The sequence below is a fragment of the Terrabacter sp. GCM10028922 genome, from assembly GCF_042666095.1.
GTDB lineage: Bacteria > Actinomycetota > Actinomycetes > Actinomycetales > Dermatophilaceae > Terrabacter.
Window position 1 is genome coordinate 53112 of the sequence record NZ_JBHTFG010000036.1, and the last position, 15470, is coordinate 68581.

Here is a 15470-nt window from a genome sequence, read left to right on the forward strand (position 1 = left end):
GCATCCGACCCCCGAGGTCGGGCGTGTCGCGCCCGCTTCGCGGTGAAAGTCGCACACTTCAGTGCGACTCTCGTCGTGGATTGCCCGGCCGAACCGGGTGGCTTGCGCTTCCCTCGGGCCTCCGAGAGGAGTCCGAGCGAGTCCCCGTCAGGAGGCTCTCAAGGGGTGGCGACACCGACATGGGTCAGCGACGCGCGTCAAGCAACCTGGTAAGTGTGCCAGAGCCTGCGGGGCACTATCAAATCGGGGCGGCGCGGCGTCGCAGGCCCGGGGTCCCTGGCGCGCCGCGTGGGGCTCACCGGTCGCCCGGGGGCCGGTCCTGCTGGTCCCGCGCGCACGCCGCGGTGCCGCCCGGAAGCTGGTAGCGGTGCTCGGCGACCCAGTGGTAGGCGCGCGCCGCGACGCGGGAGACGCCGGGAGCCATGAGCAGGTAGCCGACGGGTCGCCAGGGCGGCGCCCCGTGGGTCGCCGCGCTCGCGATGGCCCGGTGTCCTGAGCGAATCGAGCCGTCGGCCGTCAGGAACTGTGCCGCATCGTCACAGTCCTCCGGCGAGAGGCCGACGGCCGCGAGATCGAGCTCCTGCCAGGGCCGCACGTCGAACCGGTCGCGCCGGTCGACCCACCGCTTGGCGAACTGGGCACTGCGCGTGCAGAACCCGCAGTCCGCGTCGTAGACGAGGGTCGGCCGGTCAGGCACGTCGAGCGGTGGAGCGTCCACGTGCCCATCCTTCCATGCCCCGAGCGTGTATGCCGTGTGGCGGGCGGGTGGCCCGCGCCCTCACGCGGGGGCGAGGAAGGCGCTCAACGCGCCGGCATACATCGCCGGGTCGTCGGCACCCATCAGCTCACGCGTGCTGTGCATCGACAGGGCGGCGGCTCCGAAGTCGACGGTGGTGGCACCGGTCAACGACGAGGTGACCGGTCCGACCGTCGAGCCGCACGGCAGGTCGCTGCGGGTGACGAAGGTCTGCATCGGCACGCCCGCCTGCTCACACGCGAGGCGGAATGCGGCGGCGCCGACGGAGTCGGTGGCGTAACGCAGGTTGGTGTTGACCTTGAGGACCGGTCCGCCGTTGACGCGGATCTGGTGGAGCGGCTCGTGCCGGTCGGCGTAGTTGGGGTGGGTGGCGTGCCCCATGTCCCCCGACGCGATGACGGTCGCGGCCAGGGCACGCCAGTAGTCGTCGCGCGAGCCGCCACCGGCGATGACGATCCGTTCGAGCACTGACGGCAGCAGGGTCGACGTCGCCCCGCGCTCCGACGTGCTGCCGATCTCCTCGTGGTCGAAGAGGACGAGGACGGGGACGTGGCTCGGCTCGGTGGCCACAGCATCGAGCAGGGCTCGCACACCTGCGTACGACGTCGCGAGGTTGTCGATGCGCGGTGCGGCGATCAGCTCGCGGGAGCGGCCCAGGCGCGCCGACGGCTGGACGGGGTGCGTCATGACGTCCCACGAGAGGACGTCCTCGCGGTCGACGCCCACCTGCTCGGCGAGGTAGCCGACGAAGTCGCCCGGCTCGTCGCCGACGCCCCAGAGCGGCTCCATGTGCTGCTGCCGGTTGAGGGTCAGGGCGTCGTTCTGGGTGCGGTCGAGGTGGATGGCGAGCTGCGCGACCCGCAGCAGCGCCTCGCGCCCGTGGAAGGTACGCGACTCGACGCCCCCTGCGACGCGCACGGCGACACGGCCGGCGAGCCCGAGGTCACGGTCGAGCCACGAGCTGAGGATGAGCCCGCCGTACGGCTCGATGCCGAGCAGCTGCCATCCGGCGCGGGAGTGGTCGGGGTTCGGCTTGATCCGCAGGTTCGGGCTGTCGGTGTGCGCGCCGACCACGCGGAAGCCAGCGGCGGGACCGGCACCGCTGCCGTGCGCGCCGGTCGTGTCCCACGCGATGAGCGAGCCGCCGCGCACGAGGTAGTGGCGGCCGGGCGCGGTGGGCCACGCCTCCGCCTCGACGACCTCGGTGAAGCCCTCGGCAGCCAGCCGGGACGCGGCCTGCTCGCACGCGTGGAACGGCGTCGGGCTGGCGTCGACGTAGTCGATGAGACCCTGGGCTTCGGTGTCGGTGTCGAACGAGTGCGCCATGGCCCCCGACCCTATCCGGCGTCCCTCGGGGCCCGGGGAGTGCTCCCCATTGGCCGCGTGCGGCGCGCATGCCTAGGGTTTGGGTGGCGGCCAAGCCTCGGCCGCCACGAACGTGACAGCTCGGGGAAGGGCAGCAGACGTGGTCGTGTACAGGAAGGGCGCCGATCCGGACGCCCTGGAGCGGGCCGCCGGGCAGCTCGACAGGTTCGCCGGCGAGTGCCGGGCCACGCGCACCGCGGTCGACCACGCGTTCGGCTCGCTCGGCGCGGCCTGGGGCGGCGGCGACTTCGACACGTTCCGCGGCGACTGGCGCTCGTCCGCACCGAGCATCGACGCCCTCGAGCGCGCCCTGAACGGCCTCGGGGCCAAGCTGCGCGAGAACGCCGCACGGCAGCGCTCCGCGAGCGGTCAGGGCGGCGGCCACGGTGGCAGCGGCGGCAACGGTGGATCGGGGGCCGGCGGAGCGGGCCCGCTCGCTGCGGCCGTACCGATGTCGTTCAGCCCGGAACCGTCTCCCTCGCCCGGTCCCGCGCCGACGCCGACCACTCCCCCGCCGCCGGCCACGACAGGCACGGGCGGCCCCGTCGACGGCTACGACTTCGGCGAGCCGAAGAAGCCCGACATCCAGTGGGACGAGGGCTTCGAGTACGACTCCAAGGAGTCGAACTGGCGCGACCACCTCTCCAAGCTCGAGTGGATGGCCAAGCTCGAGGGCGGACGCGCGGTGCGCTCCGACCTCGACGACGCGACCGCGCTGTACGACCACTACTGGGACAACAACGGTGAGCCGATCCGCTTCGACTACGAAGAGGGATACAAGGAGGACCCGTCCATCGCCGCCAACGTCAACGGTGAGGTCGCTCGCACTGCGGCGGCCGTCGACGAGATGGTGCGCAACGGCAACACCCACTTCAGCATGACGGGTGACGCCCACGCCGCGACGGCGTACCCCAAGACCGAGAACTGGCAGAAGACGATCGGCGGCTACCAGCAGTGGAGCAGCGCCGACGTCACCGTGAAGGACGGCCAGGTCTCGATGACGGTGACCGTGCACGCCGAGGACTACTACAACTTCAACCCCGAGCAGTCCGACATCGCGACCGGCGCCGGGGACAACGAGAACGGACGCTTCACCGAGATCGGCTGGGCCAAGCCGTTCGCGTCGAGCGGTGACGTCACCCGTACCATCACGTGGCCCGTCGGGTCGCCGCCACCCAACGTCGACGTCGGCAGCGGCGACGTCGAGCGCACGCCCGGCCTCGGTCGTGAGGACCGGGCGGACGAGCGAGGGAGCAGCCGATGAGGACCCGCCGCGCCGCAGCAGCGATCGCCGCCCTGCTGTCCGTGACGGTCCCCGTCATGGCCGCCGCAGGCTGCAGCACCGAGCCCACCCCCAGCAACGACCGCACGAGGAGCACCGTGAGCACTGCGACCAAGACCGGCACCGGCGACGTGCGCACCGACCTCGAGCCGCTGACGAAGCGGTTCGGCGCCCTGGGGACGCCGGTGTCGGCGACCTGGATGTCAGGCACGCTGGGTGGCGAGGCGCCCGGCCCGTCGACGTACTGGATCGACGCCGTCGTCGAGCTCACCCCGGACGCCGCCAGCGCCCTGCGCTCGACGTCCCCGCAGCCGACCACCGAGTCTCCCGACGTCGAGGACGGCGTGCGCGCCGCGATCCCCTCGGGACAGTTGCTGCGCTCGGAGGCCCTCGACGCCAAGTTCGCCCAGGGCAGCTTCCGCGCCAAGGCGTACCTCGCCGCCGACTCCGACACCGTCGTGCTCGTGGCCCTCGGGCAGTAGCGCCGCACCTGCCCGGCACCTGCGCTACGTCACTGCTCCACCCCGCGCAACAGTGACGTAGCCGCCGCACCCCACCGCCCGCGGACGACCACCCTCAGCGCTACGTCACTGCTCCACCCCACGCAACAGTGACGTAGCCGCCGCACCCCACCGCCCGCGAGCGACCACCCCACGCGCTACGTCACTGCTCCACCCCACGCAACAGTGACGTAGCCGCCGCACCCCACCGCCCACGCGCGACCACCCTCAGCGCTACGTCGCTGCTCCACCCCACGCAGCAGTGACGTAGCAGGCTGCGTGTGTAGGTCAGGGGCGATCAGGGGCGCGGGCGCAGGCCTGCGCCACACGGCGTACGCCTGGGACGTGCCCACTCCTCCGAGCGTGCGGAAGGGCCCGCCCCGCCGAAGCGGAACGGGCCCTTCCAGAGTGCTGCGGTGCAGCGTCAGATCACTTGATGATCTTCGTGACGCGACCGGCGCCGACCGTGCGGCCACCCTCACGGATGGCGAACTTGAGGCCGTCCTCCATGGCGATCGGCTGGATGAGCTCGACCGTCATGTCGGTGTTGTCGCCGGGCATGACCATCTCGGTGCCCTCGGGCAGGTGCACGACACCCGTCACGTCCGTCGTACGGAAGTAGAACTGCGGACGGTAGTTGTCGTAGAACGGCGTGTGACGGCCGCCCTCGTCCTTCGACAGGATGTAGACCTGAGCCTCGAAGTCCGTGTGCGGGGTGATCGAGCCCGGCTTGCAGATGACCTGCCCGCGCTCGACGTCCTCGCGCTTCGTGCCACGAAGGAGCAGACCGACGTTCTCGCCGGCGCGACCCTCGTCGAGCAGCTTGCGGAACATCTCGACGCCCGTGACGGTCGTCTTGGCCGGCGGACCGGTGTGGATGCCGACGATCTCGATCTCCTCGTTGACCTTGAGGATGCCGCGCTCGATACGACCGGTGACGACGGTGCCACGACCGGTGATCGTGAAGACGTCCTCGACGGGCATGAGGAACGGCTTGTCGACATCGCGCTCGGGCTCCGGGATGGAGGTGTCGACGGCGTCCATGAGGTCGAGGACCGACTGACCCCACTCGGCGTCGCCCTCGAGCGCCTTCAGCGCCGAGACCTTGACGACGGGCAGGTCGTCGCCCGGGAACTCGTACTGCGACAGGAGCTCACGGACCTCCATCTCGACGAGCTCGAGGATCTCCTCGTCGTCGACCATGTCGGCCTTGTTGAGCGCCACGACGATGTAGGGGACGCCGACCTGGCGGGCCAGGAGGACGTGCTCCTTCGTCTGCGGCATGGGGCCGTCGGTGGCGGCGACCACGAGGATCGCGCCGTCCATCTGGGCCGCACCGGTGATCATGTTCTTGACGTAGTCAGCGTGACCCGGGCAGTCGACGTGCGCGTAGTGACGACCCTCGGTCTGGTACTCGATGTGCGCGATCGAGATCGTGATGCCGCGCTGGCGCTCCTCAGGAGCCTTGTCGATGTCCTCGAACGCGAACTGGGGGTTCAGGTCCGGGTACTTGTCGTGCAGAACCTTGGAAATCGCAGCCGTCAGCGTCGTCTTGCCGTGGTCAATGTGACCGATGGTGCCGATGTTGACGTGCGGCTTGGTCCGCTCGAACTTTGCCTTCGCCACTGTGGTCCTCCTCAGGACTTTCTTGTGTTACGCCGTACGACCAGGGCAGGACGTGGCGCTGTGGGGTGGATTCCGATGAAAGAGACTACGGGATGTCCCGCAGTCACTCCCCGCGGGTCTTCTTGATGATCTCCTCGGCAACAGCCTTGGGGACCTCTGCGTAGGAGTCGAACTCCATGGAGAAGCTCGCACGGCCCTGCGTCTTGGAGCGCAGGTCGCCGACGTAGCCGAACATCTCGGACAGCGGGACCAGGCCCTTGACGACCTTGGCGCCGCTGATGTCCTCCATGCCCTGGATCTGGCCACGACGGGAGTTGATGTCGCCGATGACGTCGCCCATGTAGTCCTCGGGCGTACGGACCTCGACGGCCATCATCGGCTCGAGCAGAACCGGGTCCGCCTTCTTGATGGCCTCCTTGAGGACCATCGAGCCGGCGATCTTGAACGCCATCTCCGAGGAGTCGACGTCGTGGTAGGCGCCGTCGTTGAGCGTCGCCTTGATGCCGACGAGCGGGTAGCCGGCGAGCACGCCGTACTGCATGGCGTCCTGGATGCCGGCGTCGACCGACGGGATGTACTCACGCGGAACGCGACCACCGGTGACGGCGTTGACGAACTCGTACATCGAGCCGTCCTCGGTCTCGCCCAGCGGCTCGAAGGACACCTGGACCTTCGCGAACTGGCCGGAGCCACCGGTCTGCTTCTTGTGCGTGTAGTCGTACTTCTCGACCGAGCGGCGGATCGTCTCGCGGTAGGCCACCTGCGGCTTGCCGACGTTGGCCTCGACCTTGAACTCGCGCTTCATGCGGTCGACGAGGATGTCGAGGTGGAGCTCGCCCATGCCGGCGATGATCGTCTGGCCGGTGTCCTCGTCGAGGTGGACCTGGAAGGTCGGGTCCTCGGCCGAGAGCTTCTGGATGGCCGTGGAGAGCTTCTCCTGGTCACCCTTCGTCTTCGGCTCGATCGCGACCTGGATGACCGGGTCGGGGAACGTCATCGACTCGAGCACGATCTGCTCGTTGATGTCGGACAGGGTGTCGCCCGTCGTCGTGTCCTTCAGGCCGATGGCCGCGTAGATGTGGCCGGCCATGGCCTCGTCGACGGGGTTCTCCTTGTTGGCGTGCATCTGGAAGAGCTTCCCGATGCGCTCCTTCTTGCCCTTCGTCGAGTTGATGACACCGGTGCCCGAGCTGATGTGGCCCGAGTAGACGCGGATGAAGGTCAGCGTGCCGAAGAACGGGTGCGTGGCGACCTTGAAGGCGAGGGCCGAGAACGGCTCGTCCGTCGAGGGTGCGCGCGTCAGCTCGACCTCCTCGTTGCCCGGCTTGTGGCCGATCATCGGGGGGACGTCGAGGGGCGACGGGAGGTAGTCGACGACAGCGTCGAGCATCGGCTGCACACCGCGGTTCTTGAACGCGGAGCCGCAGAACACCGGGTACAGCTCGGAGTTCACGGTGAGCTTGCGGATGCCGGCCTTGAGCTCGTCGACGGTGAGCTCCTCGCCGCCGAGGTACTTCTCCATGAGGTCGTCGTCGGCCTCCGCCACGCGCTCGACGAGAGCCGTGCGGTACTCCTCGGCCTTCGCCTGGAGGTCGGCGGGGATCTCCGCGATCTCGTACTTCGCACCCATCGTGACATCGCCCTTGGCGTCGCCGGGCCACACGAGGGCGCGCATGTAGATGAGGTCGATGACGCCGAGGAAGTCGTTCTCGGCACCGATCGGCAGCTGCATGACGAGCGGCTCCGCACCGAGGCGGTCCTTGATCGTCTGCACCGTGAAGTAGAAGTCGGCGCCGAGCTTGTCCATCTTGTTGACGAAGCAGATGCGCGGCACGTCGTACTTGTCGGCCTGGCGCCACACGGTCTCGGACTGGGGCTCGACACCCTCCTTGCCGTCGAACACCGCGACGGCACCGTCGAGGACGCGCAGGGAGCGCTCGACCTCGACCGTGAAGTCGACGTGTCCGGGGGTGTCGATGATGTTGACCTGGGTGCCCTCCCAGAAGGAGGTCACGGCGGCAGACGTGATCGTGATGCCGCGCTCCTTCTCCTGCTCCATCCAGTCGGTCGTCGACGCGCCGTCGTGGGTCTCACCGATCTTGTGGTTGACACCGGTGTAGAACAGGATGCGCTCCGTCACCGTGGTCTTGCCAGCGTCGATGTGCGCCATGATGCCGATGTTGCGGACCTTCTTGAGGTCCGTCAGGACGTCGAGTGCCACGTCAGGTTTCTCGTCTCATTCGTCGTGGTGTGAAAATCGTGGGGCGCCGGGGGCCGCGTCGAGTGACGGGCGGGCGCGTGCCCGCCGGTATGCCGTGGAGCGCGCTCCCCGGCATACCGGCCGGACCGCTGGTCACCAGCGGTAGTGCGCGAAGGCCTTGTTGGACTCGGCCATCTTGTGGGTGTCCTCGCGGCGCTTCACAGCGGCACCGAGGCCGTTGCTCGCGTCGAGGATCTCGTTCATGAGGCGCTCGGTCATCGTCTTCTCGCGGCGCTGGCGGGAGTAACCGACGAGCCAGCGCAGGGCCAGCGTCGTGCTGCGGCCCGGCTTGACCTCGATCGGCACCTGGTAGGTCGCGCCACCGACGCGACGGCTCTTGACCTCCATGGCCGGCTTGACGTTGTCGAGCGCACGCTTGAGCGTGGCGACGGGGTCGGTGCCGGTCTTCTGGCGGCAGCCCTCGAGGGCGCCGTAGACGATCGTCTCGGCGATCGACTTCTTGCCGTCGAGGAGGATCTTGTTGACGAGCTGCGTGACGAGCGGGCTGGCGTAGACCGGGTCGACGACGAGCGGGCGCTTCGGAGCGGGTCCCTTACGAGGCATCAGCTCTTCTCCTTCTTCGCGCCGTAGCGGCTACGAGCCTGCTTGCGGTTCTTGACACCCTGGGTGTCGAGCGTGCCGCGGACGATCTTGTAACGCACACCCGGGAGGTCCTTCACACGGCCACCGCGCACGAGCACGATGGAGTGCTCCTGCAGGTTGTGGCCGACGCCGGGGATGTAGGCCGTGACCTCGATGCCGCTGGAGAGGCGCACACGGGCGACCTTGCGCAGGGCAGAGTTCGGCTTCTTGGGGGTGGTGGTGTAGACGCGGGTGCAGACACCGCGACGCTGGGGCGAGCCCTTGAGCGCCGGGGTCTTGGCCTTGCTGGCCTTGTCCTGGCGGCCCTTGCGGACCAGCTGGTTGATGGTAGGCAACCTGGTTACTCCATAACGTTGCTCGTTGTCAGTCGACCGGGAGGACGACTCCTTGGCTGTTCGGTCCGCGACCCCCGAGGTCGGGCGTGTCGGGACCGGTTCTCCCCCCTGCACTCCCCGTCCGTCACGAGTGCCGTGTGGCGCTCGGTCTGGTCGGGTTGCCCGGCGGGAGGTGTGCTCTGGACCGCAGTGATGTCGTGCCCACGGGAGCGGGCGGACAGGGCACCGTGGCCGTCATCGCGCATGGCTGAGGACGTGCCTCAGACACAGTGTTCAAGCGTACCGGGGTGCGGCACGCCGACCAAATCGGTTCGAGCGCCGCCTGAGGCGCCCGTGCGGTATGCCGCCGCGCTGGTCCCAGCTCGCCCGGCACCCTCGCCTGGCACCGTCAGCCGAGGCGCCAGTCGCCGGCATACATGTGCAGCACCGGGACGCCCAGGGACTCGCGCGCCCGGGAGGCCCAGTCCCGGTGGAAGGTGTCCTCGACGGCGTGCGGCTCGGTGACGACGACGACCTCGCGCGCGCCGAGCCGCGCGACCTCCTCGACGAGCGCGGGCATGGGGTCGTCGGCCGTGATCTCCCCGGTCGCGACGACCTCGTGGCGCTCGAACTGCGCCAGGGTCGCGGTGAGGGCGGTGTCGGCATCGCTGCGCGCGGTCCGGCGGTCGACCGGGCGAAGGGACTCGAGGGCCTCACGCATCTCGAAGAGGCTCAGGTGGTTGAGAAAGGAGCTGAGCAGGTTGCGCTGGGTGTCGGCCGGGACGAGCACGCGGTACGTCGGCTGCTCGTCCTCGTGCAGCCCGACGATCTTGTCGACGTCGACGGACCGGAGGGCCTCTTCCGTGAGGACGATGATCGTCGGCGTCGGACCGCCCTCGCCCACGCCGCGCTCCCCCGTGGCCGTGGTGGCGGAAAGGGCGTCGGCCTGGGCGTGGTCGGCGGGGTCGGACGCGTTCGGCACGGCGGCCGTGGGCTCGGTCATGCGACCACCCTATCGAGCGGACGACCTCGCAGGACTCAGCGGTTGGCCATGCGCCAGCCCGCGAGCAGCACGCCCAGCCGGTCCTCGACGGGTCGCGGTGACGTCCCGCTGAAGGTGCTCATGACGACGAAGACGTAGCGCCGGCCGTCCGCCCCGGTGACGTAGCCGGCCAGGGACGTGACGCCCGTGAGGTTGCCGTTCTTGGCCCGCAGGTTGCCGGCGGCGGCGGTCCCGCGCATGCGCTTGGCGAGCGTGCCCCCCGTCCATCGGACCGGGTCGGTGCCCGCGACCGGCAGGGCGCCGCGGAAGGTGGCCCACCAGGAGGTGCGCTGCACCTTGTCGAGGAGGCCGGCGAGCTGGTTCGGGGTCAGCCGGTTGGCGCGGGCCAGGCCCGAGCCGTCCACGAAGCGCATGCCCGTCGTGGAGATGCCGATGCGGGCGGCATACGCCCGGAGCACGGCCGTGCCGCTCGCCCACGTGCCCTTGCCGGTCGCCCGTGCGCCGAGGGTCTTCGCGATTGCCTCGCCGTGGGAGTTGTTGCTCAGCTTGAGGAACGGCACGAGCAGCCGGCCCAGGGTCATCGAGCTGTGCCGGGTGAGCAGGACCTGGCCCGACGGCGTGGTACCGCGCACGGCGGTGCCGTCGACGCGGATGCCCGCGGCGACGAGGCGCGCCCGGAAGGCGCGGCCGGCGAGAAGCGCGGGATCGTTGACCGTCACCCACTTCTTCGCGGCGGCGTGCTTGACCGGAACCTGCCCCGTGACGGTGACGATGTTCGTGCCCGCCTTGCGGCTCACGGCGATCGTCGTCGCCGTGCCCGCCGCTGACGTGCGCGCCTTGTTGACGACAGTGACGTGCGTAGACGCCGTGGGCGGCGTCAACGTGATCCGGGGTGCGAGCGCAGTCGACGTGGACGGGGTCGCGGCGACGATGACGGTGCCCGCGTCATAGTCGGTGTCGGGCGACAGGGTCAGGGCCGAGACCTGTGCGGCGTAGTAGCTCGACGCGTACGACGTCGACCAGTACGGGCTGTACCGCACGTCGTCGAAGTACGACGCGTCGGCGACGACGTCGCCCGCGACCCGCGTGACACCCTTCGCGCGCAGGCCGCTCACCATCGCCGTCAGATCACGCTCGAGCAGGGTCGGGTCGCCGCGGCCCTTGAGGTAGAGCCGCCCCGGGACGACTCCCCCGGCCTGCAAGGGCGCCGAGTAGACATCGGTGCTCCAGCGGTAGCCGGTGCCCAGGTGGTACATCGCGGCCGCCGCCGTGAACGTCTTCTGTGCCGACGCCGGCGCGAGCGGCGTGTTCGCGTAGCGAACGTAGACCTGGCGACGCGTCGACGCGTCGGCGACGACTGCCCCGACGCGCGCTGTCGACGCGGTCACGCTGGGGTCGGACATGACCTTGCTGACCTCGCGGCGCAGCGCTGCGTCGCGCGGGTCGTACACCGTCGCGCCCGAACCAGGCGGGGCCGCGGCGACGAGCGCCGCCACCGCGAGCATCGCGATCGCCACGAGGAAGGGCCAGCGCACCGGCCGGCTGCGCGGCCCGCGGGTCCCGCGGACGACCTTGAGCGGACGAGGGGCACCGACCATGACGACCTCCCGGGCGGGTGTCGCCGACGGGCCCTGACGTCGTCGGTCGGCCACCCTGCGGCGAGAGTAGTCCGTTTTGTCCGGTCTCGCTGGCTACCGGTGGCGCCGGAACGCCGCTGGGCCGACCCCCCTGTCGGGGGGCCGGCCCAGCGGCATACTCGGTGGTCACCGGCCCGAAGGCCCGTGACCGGTTCGCCCGGTCAGAACTTGTCGAGACCGAGAGCCTCGTCGTCGAGACGGATGGCCTCGCCGGTGCCCGAACCGAAGCCTGCGTAGTCGTAGGCGTCGTAGCTCGGCAGCGAGTACATCGCAGCCTTGGCCTCCTCGGTGGGCTCGACCTTGATGTTCCGGTAGCGGGGCAGGCCCGTGCCGGCAGGGATGAGCTTTCCGAGGATGACGTTCTCCTTGAGGCCGAGCAGCGGGTCGGACTTGGCCTCCATGGCGGCCTGCGTGAGCACGCGGGTCGTCTCCTGGAAGGACGCAGCCGACAGCCACGACTCGGTCGCCAGCGAGGCCTTGGTGATACCCATCAGCTCGGGACGACCGGCGGCCGGGCGGCCACCCTCGGCCATGACGCGACGGTTCTCGTCCTCGAAGCGGCCGCGCTCGGCGAGCTCGCCCGGGAGGAGGTCCGCGTCGCCGGCCTCGATGATCGTCACGCGCCGCAGCATCTGCCGCACGATGACCTCGATGTGCTTGTCGTGGATCGACACACCCTGCTGGCGGTAGACCCGCTGCACCTCGTCGACGAGGTGCTTCTGAGCGGCACGCGGGCCGAGGATGCGAAGGACCTGCTTGGGGTCGATCGCGCCCTGGACGAGCTTGTCGCCCACGGTCACGTGGTCACCGTCGGCGACCAGCAGGCGCGAGCGCTTGCTGACCGGGTAGGCGTGCTGCTCGGAGCCGTCGTCGGGCGTGAGCAGGACGCGACGCGCCTTGTCGGTGTCCTCGATCTCGACGCGGCCGGTGGCCTCGGCGATCGGGGCGACACCCTTGGGTGTGCGCGCCTCGAAGAGCTCGACGACACGCGGCAGACCCTGGGTGATGTCGTCGGCCGCGGCCGCACCACCGGTGTGGAAGGTACGCATCGTCAGCTGCGTGCCGGGCTCACCGATCGACTGGGCCGCGATGATGCCGACGGCCTCGCCGATGTCGACGAGCTTGCCCGTCGCCAGCGAACGCCCGTAGCAGGCCGCGCAGGTGCCGACCTTGCTGTCGCACGTGAGCACCGAACGGATCCGCACCTCGTCGACACCGGCCGCGTAGAGCGCGTCGATGACGACGTCACCGAGGTCGATGCCGGCGACGGCGAGCGTCTCACCGTCGACGACGACGTCCTCGGCCAGCGTGCGGGCGTAGACCGAGGCCTCGACGACCTCGCTCGGCGCACGCGTGCCCGTGGTCTCGTTGACCTGGGCGATCGGCAGCTTGAGGCCACGGTCGGTGCCGCAGTCGTCCTCACGGATGATGACGTCCTGCGACACGTCGACGAGACGACGCGTCAGGTAGCCCGAGTCGGCGGTACGAAGCGCCGTGTCGGCCAGACCCTTGCGGGCACCGTGCGTCGAGATGAAGAACTCGAGCACCGTGAGGCCCTCACGGAAGTTCGCCTTGATCGGACGCGGGATGATCTCGCCCTTCGGGTTGGCCATGAGGCCACGCATACCGGCGATCTGACGGATCTGGAACCAGTTACCACCAGCACCCGAGGACACCATCCGGTAGATGGGGTTCGTGCGCGGGAAGTTGGTCTCCATCTCCTTGGCGACCTGGTTCGAGGCCTGCGTCCAGATCTCGACGAGCTCCTGGCGGCGCTCGTCGTCGGTGATCAGACCACGCTCGTACTGGGTCTGGACCTTGGCGGCCTTCGTCTCGTAGCCCTCGAGGATGGCCGTCTTGTTGTCCGGCGTCGTGACGTCGGAGATCGCGACGGTGCAGCCCGAGCGCGTCGACCAGTGGAAACCGGCCTCCTTCAGGGCGTCGAGCGAGGCAGCGACCTGGACCTTGGAGTAGCGCTCGGCGAGGTCGTTGACGATCGCCGAGAGCCGCTTGCGGTCGACCGGGCGGTTCTCGAACGGGTAGTCGACCGGCAGCGTGTCGTTGAAGATCGCGCGGCCGAGCGTCGTCTCGAGCGTGATGCTCGGGACGATGCCGTCCTTGCCGGCCTCGACACCCTCGGGCAGCTCGTAGCCGGTCGGGGGCACCGCGTCGGCGAGGCGCAGCTTGATCGCTGAGCCGAGCTGGATCTCGCCACGGTCGAAGGCCATGCGGGCCTCAGACGGGGACGAGAACGCGCGACCCGCACCGATGCCGCCACCGTCGACCGCGTCGGTCAGGTGGTAGATGCCGGTGATCATGTCCTGCGTCGGCATGGTGACGGGGCGACCGTCAGCCGGCTTGAGGATGTTGTTGCTCGACAGCATGAGGATGCGGGCCTCGGCCTGCGCCTCCGCTGAGAGCGGCACGTGGACGGCCATCTGGTCACCGTCGAAGTCGGCGTTGAACGCCGAGCAGACGAGCGGGTGGATCTGGATGGCCTTGCCCTCGACGAGCTGCGGCTCGAACGCCTGGATGCCGAGACGGTGCAGCGTGGGTGCGCGGTTGAGCAGCACCGGGTGCTCCGTGATGACCTCTTCGAGGACGTCCCACACGACCGGGCGGGCCCGCTCGACCATGCGCTTGGCCGACTTGATGTTCTGCGCGTGGTCGAGGTCGACCAGGCGCTTCATCACGAAGGGCTTGAACAGCTCGAGCGCCATCTGCTTGGGCAGACCGCACTGGTGCAGCTTCAGCTGCGGGCCGACGACGATGACCGAACGGCCGGAGTAGTCGACGCGCTTGCCGAGGAGGTTCTGGCGGAACCGGCCCTGCTTGCCCTTGAGCATGTCGGAGAGCGACTTGAGCGGACGGTTGCCGGGACCCGTGACCGGGCGACCACGACGGCCGTTGTCGAAGAGGCTGTCGACGGCCTCCTGGAGCATGCGCTTCTCGTTGTTGACGATGATCTCGGGCGCACCGAGGTCGAGCAGGCGCTTCAGGCGGTTGTTGCGGTTGATGACGCGACGGTAGAGGTCGTTGAGGTCCGACGTCGCGAAGCGGCCACCGTCGAGCTGCACCATCGGACGCAGGTCCGGCGGGATGACCGGGATCGCGTCGAGGACCATGCCCGACGGGTGGTTCGTCGTCATCTGGAACGCGTTGACGACCTTGAGGCGCTTGATGGCGCGGGTCTTCTTCTGGCCCTTGCCGGTCGCGATGATCTCCTGGAGGAGGTCGGCCTCGGCGTCGAGGTCGAAGGACTCGAGCCGCTTCTGGATCGCCGCGGCGCCCATGCCGCCCTCGAAGTACAGACCGAAGCGGTCACGCATCTCGCGGTAGAGGATCTCGTCGCCCTCGAGGTCCTGGACCTTGAGGTTCTTGAACCGGTCCCAGACCTGCTCGAGGCGCTCGACCAGCTGGTCGGCGCGCTTGCGGATGTTGTTCATCTCGCGCTCGGCCTGGTCGCGGATCTTGCGCTTGGCGTCGGCCTTGGCGCCCTCGGCCTCGAGCTCGGCGATGTTGCGCTCGAGCGTCTGGGCGCGGGCCTCGACGTCGGCGTCGCGGCGGTTCTCGATCTCCTTCTTCTCGACCTGGATCTGCGCCTCGAGCGACGGCAGGTCAGCGTGGCGCTGGTCCTCGTCGACGGACGTGATCATGTAGGCCGCGAAGTAGATGACCTTCTCTAGGTCCTTCGGGGCGAGGTCGAGCAGGTACCCGAGGCGCGACGGGACGCCCTTGAAGTACCAGATGTGGGTGACGGGCGCGGCGAGCTCGATGTGGCCCATCCGCTCGCGGCGCACCTTGGCGCGCGTGACCTCGACGCCACAGCGCTCGCAGATGATGCCCTTGAAGCGGACGCGCTTGTACTTGCCGCAGTTGCACTCCCAGTCCCGGGTCGGGCCGAAGATGCGCTCGCAGAAGAGGCCCTCCTTCTCCGGCTTGAGGGTGCGGTAGTTGATGGTCTCGGGCTTCTTGACCTCGCCGTGGCTCCACTGGCGGATGGATTCCGCGGTGGCGAGGCCGATGCGCAGCTCGTCGAAGAAGTTGACGTCGAGCACGTGGTTCCTTCTCTCGTAACTCTCGTTAAGTCTTTGGTCTGAGTGGGATTCGAAGACATCGGTGG

General features: G+C 69.3%; 11 protein-coding genes. 2 read left to right on the forward strand and 9 right to left on the reverse strand.

The genetic code is table 11. The annotated features are described in order from the left end of the window. Window positions 1-295 precede the first annotated feature (295 nt). Together ACFQU3_RS22890 and ACFQU3_RS22895 are read right to left on the reverse strand one after the other, a co-directional pair. Window positions 296-718 (reverse strand): thiol-disulfide oxidoreductase DCC family protein, encoded by a 423-nt coding sequence (locus ACFQU3_RS22890; protein ID WP_385914117.1) that lies wholly within the window; start codon window positions 716-718, stop codon window positions 296-298. A 60-nt stretch (window positions 719-778) separates the two neighbouring features. Further along, window positions 779-2083, reverse strand: a complete 1305-nt coding sequence (locus ACFQU3_RS22895; RefSeq protein ID WP_385914118.1) for a M18 family aminopeptidase — start codon at window positions 2081-2083, stop codon at window positions 779-781. Between the two features lie 139 nt (window positions 2084-2222). Here ACFQU3_RS22895 and ACFQU3_RS22900 point away from each other — a divergent pair, with 139 nt between their 5' ends. After that, entirely contained in the window at window positions 2223-3386 is a 1164-nt protein-coding gene (locus ACFQU3_RS22900; protein WP_385914120.1) for a WXG100 family type VII secretion target, read from the forward strand. Then, entirely contained in the window at window positions 3383-3886 is a 504-nt protein-coding gene (locus ACFQU3_RS22905) for a hypothetical protein (protein ID WP_385914121.1), read from the forward strand. Before ACFQU3_RS22900 ends, ACFQU3_RS22905 begins: the two co-directional genes overlap by 4 nt. Window positions 3887-4333: 447 nt before the next feature. Here the strand turns inward: ACFQU3_RS22905 and tuf are convergent, their stop codons facing one another. The 7 genes from tuf to ACFQU3_RS22940 form a co-directional block, all read right to left on the reverse strand. Beyond that, on the reverse strand, window positions 4334-5530 hold the full coding sequence (gene tuf / locus ACFQU3_RS22910; RefSeq protein ID WP_188032320.1) for an elongation factor Tu: 1197 nt from the start codon (window positions 5528-5530) through the stop codon (window positions 4334-4336). A 103-nt stretch (window positions 5531-5633) separates the two neighbouring features. After that, window positions 5634-7751, reverse strand: a complete 2118-nt coding sequence (fusA, locus tag ACFQU3_RS22915; RefSeq protein ID WP_385914124.1) for an elongation factor G — start codon at window positions 7749-7751, stop codon at window positions 5634-5636. A gap of 132 nt (window positions 7752-7883) precedes the next feature. Beyond that, window positions 7884-8354: a 30S ribosomal protein S7 gene (gene rpsG, locus ACFQU3_RS22920; RefSeq protein ID WP_045191913.1), complete on the reverse strand. Its 471-nt coding sequence runs from the start codon at window positions 8352-8354 to the stop codon at window positions 7884-7886. Then, window positions 8354-8728: a 30S ribosomal protein S12 gene (rpsL, locus tag ACFQU3_RS22925; protein ID WP_020143255.1), complete on the reverse strand. Its 375-nt coding sequence runs from the start codon at window positions 8726-8728 to the stop codon at window positions 8354-8356. Before rpsL ends, rpsG begins: the two co-directional genes overlap by 1 nt. 388 nt (window positions 8729-9116) lie before the next feature. Further along, window positions 9117-9710 carry a hypothetical protein gene (locus ACFQU3_RS22930; protein WP_385914126.1) on the reverse strand — a complete coding sequence of 198 codons (594 nt, stop codon included), beginning with the start codon at window positions 9708-9710 and terminating at the stop codon, window positions 9117-9119. Window positions 9711-9745: 35 nt separating this feature from the next. After that, window positions 9746-11362 carry a D-alanyl-D-alanine carboxypeptidase/D-alanyl-D-alanine-endopeptidase gene (gene dacB / locus ACFQU3_RS22935; RefSeq protein ID WP_385914127.1) on the reverse strand — a complete coding sequence of 539 codons (1617 nt, stop codon included), beginning with the start codon at window positions 11360-11362 and terminating at the stop codon, window positions 9746-9748. Window positions 11363-11508: 146 nt separating this feature from the next. Further along, on the reverse strand, window positions 11509-15405 hold the full coding sequence (locus tag ACFQU3_RS22940; RefSeq protein ID WP_385914129.1) for a DNA-directed RNA polymerase subunit beta': 3897 nt from the start codon (window positions 15403-15405) through the stop codon (window positions 11509-11511). Window positions 15406-15470 lie beyond the last annotated feature (65 nt).

What these genes read in the sequence shown, in the direction of transcription:
- ACFQU3_RS22905 (WP_385914121.1), top strand. Translation starts at nt 3,383, where the DNA reads ATGAGGACCCGCCGCGCCGCAGCAGCGATCGCCGCCCTGCTGTCCGTG.
- rpsG (WP_045191913.1), bottom strand. Translation starts at nt 8,354, where the DNA reads ATGCCTCGTAAGGGACCCGCTCCGAAGCGCCCGCTCGTCGTCGACCCG.
- ACFQU3_RS22930 (WP_385914126.1), bottom strand. Translation starts at nt 9,710, where the DNA reads ATGACCGAGCCCACGGCCGCCGTGCCGAACGCGTCCGACCCCGCCGAC.
- ACFQU3_RS22895 (WP_385914118.1), bottom strand. Translation starts at nt 2,083, where the DNA reads ATGGCGCACTCGTTCGACACCGACACCGAAGCCCAGGGTCTCATCGAC.